9 protein-coding genes are annotated in these 4765 nt (G+C 41.7%); all 9 read right to left on the reverse strand.

The window, feature by feature from the left end; translation table 11 throughout:
* Window positions 1-946, reverse strand: a 946-nt coding sequence (locus NE619_RS17510) for a terminase (protein ID WP_256133779.1), incomplete at its 3' end; no start/stop codon positions are given.
* Window positions 936-1379: a helix-turn-helix domain-containing protein gene (locus tag NE619_RS17515; protein ID WP_256133780.1), complete on the reverse strand. Its 444-nt coding sequence runs from the start codon at window positions 1377-1379 to the stop codon at window positions 936-938. The genes NE619_RS17510 and NE619_RS17515, both read right to left, overlap by 11 nt.
* Before the next feature lie 164 nt (window positions 1380-1543).
* Window positions 1544-2143: a hypothetical protein gene (locus NE619_RS17520; RefSeq protein WP_256133781.1), complete on the reverse strand. Its 600-nt coding sequence runs from the start codon at window positions 2141-2143 to the stop codon at window positions 1544-1546.
* A 14-nt stretch (window positions 2144-2157) separates the two neighbouring features.
* Window positions 2158-3105: a hypothetical protein gene (locus NE619_RS17525; RefSeq protein ID WP_256133782.1), complete on the reverse strand. Its 948-nt coding sequence runs from the start codon at window positions 3103-3105 to the stop codon at window positions 2158-2160.
* A gap of 353 nt (window positions 3106-3458) precedes the next feature.
* Entirely contained in the window at window positions 3459-3848 is a 390-nt protein-coding gene (locus tag NE619_RS17530) for a hypothetical protein (protein ID WP_256133783.1), read from the reverse strand.
* A gap of 2 nt (window positions 3849-3850) precedes the next feature.
* The gene (locus tag NE619_RS17535; protein ID WP_256133784.1) at window positions 3851-4054 is read right to left on the reverse strand and encodes a hypothetical protein; all 204 of its coding nucleotides are present in this window, start codon (window positions 4052-4054) and stop codon (window positions 3851-3853) included.
* Window positions 4055-4056: 2 nt separating this feature from the next.
* Window positions 4057-4239 carry a hypothetical protein gene (locus tag NE619_RS17540; protein WP_256133785.1) on the reverse strand — a complete coding sequence of 61 codons (183 nt, stop codon included), beginning with the start codon at window positions 4237-4239 and terminating at the stop codon, window positions 4057-4059.
* Window positions 4232-4468, reverse strand: a complete 237-nt coding sequence (locus tag NE619_RS17545; RefSeq protein WP_256133786.1) for a hypothetical protein — start codon at window positions 4466-4468, stop codon at window positions 4232-4234. Before NE619_RS17545 ends, NE619_RS17540 begins: the two co-directional genes overlap by 8 nt.
* Before the next feature lie 30 nt (window positions 4469-4498).
* Window positions 4499-4702, reverse strand: coding sequence for a DUF4406 domain-containing protein (locus tag NE619_RS17550; RefSeq protein ID WP_256133787.1), 204 nt, complete (start codon window positions 4700-4702; stop codon window positions 4499-4501).
* Window positions 4703-4765: the final 63 nt, after the last annotated feature.

Raw genomic sequence — 4765 nt, forward strand, 5'->3', positions numbered from 1 at the left:
CCGCATTGCTGTATATTTTCTCGTCTACAATAATTACTTTCCTGCATTCCGTAATAATCTGATAGACCATTGCGATTGTGTCTGGGCTTTGGTTCGAGTAAGATGTGTCCAGGCCAGCGGTAACTTTCTTTACTTTAATAGCCCCGGTCCTTATCTGTTCCTTAAGCCAGGCCTTTGACTTAACGTGTCTTGCCCGGTCAAAGTTCGGGAACACCAAACCGGTTGCCCGGCCCCGCAGGCCTTGTATTTTATTCTTATATAGCTTCGTGCCTGGTGGAGCGGACTGGATCTTTTTCTCGATGTCCGAATCCGTCAGACTCAAATTGTCTTTGAACGTAAAAAACCAATACCTCCACTTTGGCACTGGTTTCTGATTTAATTCTTTTAATATTTCTGGTGGAACGTCACCCGCATATTTTTTATATGGCCGTGACCGATTTATAAACTCATCATAGACCGGCAGGCTTGGATCGTCCGGGTTGAGCGTAGCCATTAAGTAATCGTTACGGGTAGATACCTCCCGGACAAAATCAATGTTGGCCGTGTTGATCTCGTCGATATAGACGCATCCAAACTGTGAACCCAATACAAGCTCCCACTTATCCCGGTTATCATATCCAAGGATATATATGATCTTGCCCTCAAACTTGATATGGGGCAGTTTATTGTCCTTGTCTCCGTTCCCGTAATACTTGGCATTACGGTGCAGGTCCAGAATCCCGTTGTCCTGCTGCAAAATATTTTTCTCTGCGATTCCGGTGGTCTTTGCTGCGATGATGTGCAGTTTTTTATGACTACGGCTGACCATGCGCATGAACTTGACCCCAGCGCCCACGGTTGTCTTGCCGGATGCCGTAGTCCCCTCTAAAAAGTCAGCATCCACATTCTCAACCGTGTTGATGAAGTCCAAATACTTCTGCGACAGCGGGAAGTCCCTACTCTTCAAGACCCTCACCGCCGATCTGGTCCATAATGTCAGCCAGCTTATTGCTGATCTCCCCGCTATGCTCGATCTGCTGCTTGTCTCTCCACAGGTCAGGCCTACGATTTTTGAGCCAGAAGATCTGTGCCGTGGTGTCTGGTATGACTTCTTTGGTTACCCGCTTTGTCACCACTCCCATTTCCTCTGTTATCTCGATGTACTTGTACCCAAGCGCCCGTTTCAGCAGCGCATTTTCGACCTGCCGGTCAATGACCTCTTTGCCCTTTTTTAAGGTCTCCAAAATCTCCATATGGCTGTTCTTCCAGTTGTTTAAGGTGGACACGGCAATTCCCATATTCGCCGCTATCTGCTCTTCGGTCAATCCATCTCTGGCCCAACCTTCTATTTTCAGCAAGCCTTCCGGCGTTAACCAGTCATGATATTTACCTTTCGCCATTCAGGCTCACTCCTTTCCTTGATTTATCATCCAGCTTCCGTTATACTAAACCTGTCTATAGACAAGAGAAGAACTCCCCACCCTGGCAATTGGAGCCTGCGGTCTGGGAGTTTTTCTTTTGCATAATAAAAGAGACAGGCACGGGGCTTGTCTCTATCAAATTATCAATCGTCTTCTAAATCTTTATCTATAACCTTAAATATCCTTTTTAACACTATGAATAAGTTTGTTAAAACAACAAAACTTATGTAATAAATTACTAGACCACATAACCAATAAAATTGCTGTGCAAATAACTCAACAAAGCACATAATTAATATTGCAACACTAAGAAGAATCTCAAACATAATTGAATAGTATACTTCTTTTAATAATTTCAGCGAGAGTGAAGCATCTCCTGCATTATATTCTCTACTGGCTTTTACCTTGCCCCGCATATCCAAAATCAGTGTAAGCAATGTAAAAAACATAGTGGTTAGGATGGATACAATAATTGTCAATAAATTGATTACATTGGTATCAATGTTTCTTATGCGTAGCACCGCTATTGCCAAGAAAAGAGGGATAACGAAATACAGAAAAATTGATACGTATGATGTCTTTCCATTTTTTGAGTTAAAGCAATCCAAATGCTTTTTTATTATCTCAAAACAATTCATGTATTTTTTCTTAAAAACGAATCGTCCCACCAATAAGATTAAAAGACATGTTACTAATATTCCATAGGGCGAACATATGAAGTTTTTGAATGGCTCAATTGACATTTCATCATCTCTTTCTATACCAGAGCCCCCTGTTCCCTTAGATAAAATTCACCTGTTGCTTTCATCTCCCTACACAAGCTATTAAAAGTTGGGTGGCCCTTTTCTAACGTAACATTATTTGTAACATCCTCTGAAACAACAACATTGTCTACCTTTTCAAGGCTTATAGTTTTAATTCTTTTTCCGCATTTAAATTCTAACTTTAAATCATCCATTTCAAATCCATCTATTTTTACAATGTCGCTAACACCACATTCTCGATTAATAAACTCTTGTAGCTTTATCTTTTTCCTTTGCATAAATCCAGCAGGTTTTTTGATCACTCGCTCTTCCACCATCTCTTTTACGCCCCTATCCACACCATAGCGGTCGGCCTCATCTTCAGGGATTCCATATCTTATCATCCTTATTGATTTTAATACGCCCTCCTCAAACAGTTTAGAAGCGTAAGTTCGAGGCATAACAGGCTCCATTACTAATCTTAATGTGCCATCTACACGCTGCAAATATTCCTGGATATACTTTTTCATGATAGTAATGATTCCATATCTCCCAATCGACTGAAACACAACTATTCCTCTAGTGTGTTGACCTGATGGAACCAAGACTGCGCATCCAAATGGCATTACATCAGCTTCACCAATTCTCTTTGTGTGCGCTATATTTCCAGTTTCGCTATCTATAATCTCTGATTCAACCCCATATTCTCCTGTTTTTACTCTCATCAACAGGCAGTCATACTCTTTCCTGTGGCTAGAATCCTCACATTCTTCCACCTTCACTTCATCAAACGTAAAGACTGATTCACCATCTTTATCATTAACATATTTCTTAAGGTTTAAATCTGCTTCTTTCTTGACAATATCAATAAATGTCTTCTCCTGTATAGTATGTAGCTCGTATTGTTCGTCATTTCCGTTTCGTACACAAAAACTATATGCTGTCAAACCTACTGATTTCATATAATAACTCCTCCTCTTTCCTTTATCATAACCCAAAATATGACAAAGTTCAAAAGGATTCGAGTCGTTGTTCAAATATTATGCTTTTTGTTACAATTTCAACTATCCGCAGCAATCGCAGAAGAACATATGTTCACATGTCTTAATTTAATTATATCTATCAATTTCTCAAGTATCAAGATGTTTTTTCGTAAAACAAAAACTCCCCACACCGGAGGAGTCTTTGCCGTTATTCATTAAGCTAAAGGAGGTTCGAAATGTCTTATCTTTATTCTTTCCACACTATCATAATATCATAAAATCCTTGCCCCGAGGTTGACATCAGTGCCCCCATGTTGCTTTTTTAAAGTTTTTTAAATCCAAAACAGCCTTTCCGCCACTTTATAGAGGAATTTGGATTTATGTTTCCAGAACGTTGTCCGATCCGGCCCCGTTACTCCTACGAGATACGGCGTCCTGTATAGAATATTATTCCATATTCCTTCTCGGTAAGGTTCTGGGATTTCCAGCTTAGATTGTTCAATCGCTTTAAGTTTTCGGGACAGCTCAGCTCGTTTCATTCCTTCCCTTGAGGTCGGATCACCGGTATTGCCGCCTCTCGGCTGTCCATCCGGAGGATCAGGGCTGTCCCAGATTGCGTTGTCATATTCGAGTTTCATGCGCTCATAGTCTTTAACGAGCCATACAACCTGATTAGCCAGCGCATCCGGGAGGCCGCAGCTTTTTGGTATGTAGTCTCTCATGCTCAACCTCTCTGATTGTCCCTTATCATTTCGATTATCTCTTCTGTTTTCGGCCAATACGTTAAATCTCTTGGGCTATTCGCTGCCTCATGTATAGCCTGGTATGCTCCCTTATAGAAACAGCAGTCCTTAAATCCGATACATTTTTTCTGGCTTAAGCAGGTGCATTCCTGTCTCTTTTTATTAAAAGCAAAACAATTTTCCATCGTTACCTCCTAACCCTCTTATCAACCGTATCCCGCTTGTAATGCGTATATCCTGCATCTTTTTCCCGTTCTGCCTTAATCCTCTCTCTTCTGGCCTTCTGCCACTTGTCCCACTCTCCGTAATATGGACAGCGGGTGTGGCAGCCTGCTGTGCGCTCGTCGCAGCTGCGGCAGGGGTTAGTCATCTTCTACCTCCTTAAAACATGCGTTCAGTTGTTCTTTAGTGATGTCAATCCAATAAGACTCATCCTCAAATGTATTAATCGTATAAAGACGAATATCTGCGAAATGTGCGTCCCTTCCTATTTCCCACACGCTACCTTCTCGAATAGTTGTATATGTATAATCGCCTATATCTTCTCCGTATTCATCAATCCTCGGTAAATCAAATGATTTTATACATTCATATTTCATTCTTCTACCTCCTCATACAGAACTTTCAGTCTAAGCTCCTTTGCGTATTCCAATCTTAAGCAGAATCCGGTCAATCTCCATGTATGCCTCATAGGGCAAGTCATACGCCGCGAGGTACGTCGGATTAATCGGCTTGTGCCCCGCCTCCGCAAGGCGATAATGCGCTCGCATAAACCGTTCCTGGTATTCCGCCCGCGGCAGACCGGATATTTTCCCGGCTATGTAGATTCTCATTGTTATACCTCCTAACGCTTCTTAATTCGTTCGATTCTTGCTTTCAGGCTCCGCATCAGCTCG

The sequence above is a fragment of the Anaerovorax odorimutans genome, from assembly GCF_024459955.1.
Taxonomy (GTDB): Bacteria; Bacillota; Clostridia; order Peptostreptococcales; family Anaerovoracaceae; genus Hominibacterium; species Hominibacterium odorimutans_A.

What these genes read in the sequence shown, in the direction of transcription:
- NE619_RS17520 (WP_256133781.1), bottom strand. Translation starts at nt 2,143, where the DNA reads ATGTCAATTGAGCCATTCAAAAACTTCATATGTTCGCCCTATGGAATA.
- NE619_RS17540 (WP_256133785.1), bottom strand. Translation starts at nt 4,239, where the DNA reads ATGACTAACCCCTGCCGCAGCTGCGACGAGCGCACAGCAGGCTGCCAC.
- NE619_RS17535 (WP_256133784.1), bottom strand. Translation starts at nt 4,054, where the DNA reads ATGGAAAATTGTTTTGCTTTTAATAAAAAGAGACAGGAATGCACCTGC.
- NE619_RS17525 (WP_256133782.1), bottom strand. Translation starts at nt 3,105, where the DNA reads ATGAAATCAGTAGGTTTGACAGCATATAGTTTTTGTGTACGAAACGGA.
- NE619_RS17550 (WP_256133787.1), bottom strand. Translation starts at nt 4,702, where the DNA reads ATGAGAATCTACATAGCCGGGAAAATATCCGGTCTGCCGCGGGCGGAA.
- NE619_RS17545 (WP_256133786.1), bottom strand. Translation starts at nt 4,468, where the DNA reads ATGAAATATGAATGTATAAAATCATTTGATTTACCGAGGATTGATGAA.
- NE619_RS17515 (WP_256133780.1), bottom strand. Translation starts at nt 1,379, where the DNA reads ATGGCGAAAGGTAAATATCATGACTGGTTAACGCCGGAAGGCTTGCTG.
- NE619_RS17530 (WP_256133783.1), bottom strand. Translation starts at nt 3,848, where the DNA reads ATGAGAGACTACATACCAAAAAGCTGCGGCCTCCCGGATGCGCTGGCT.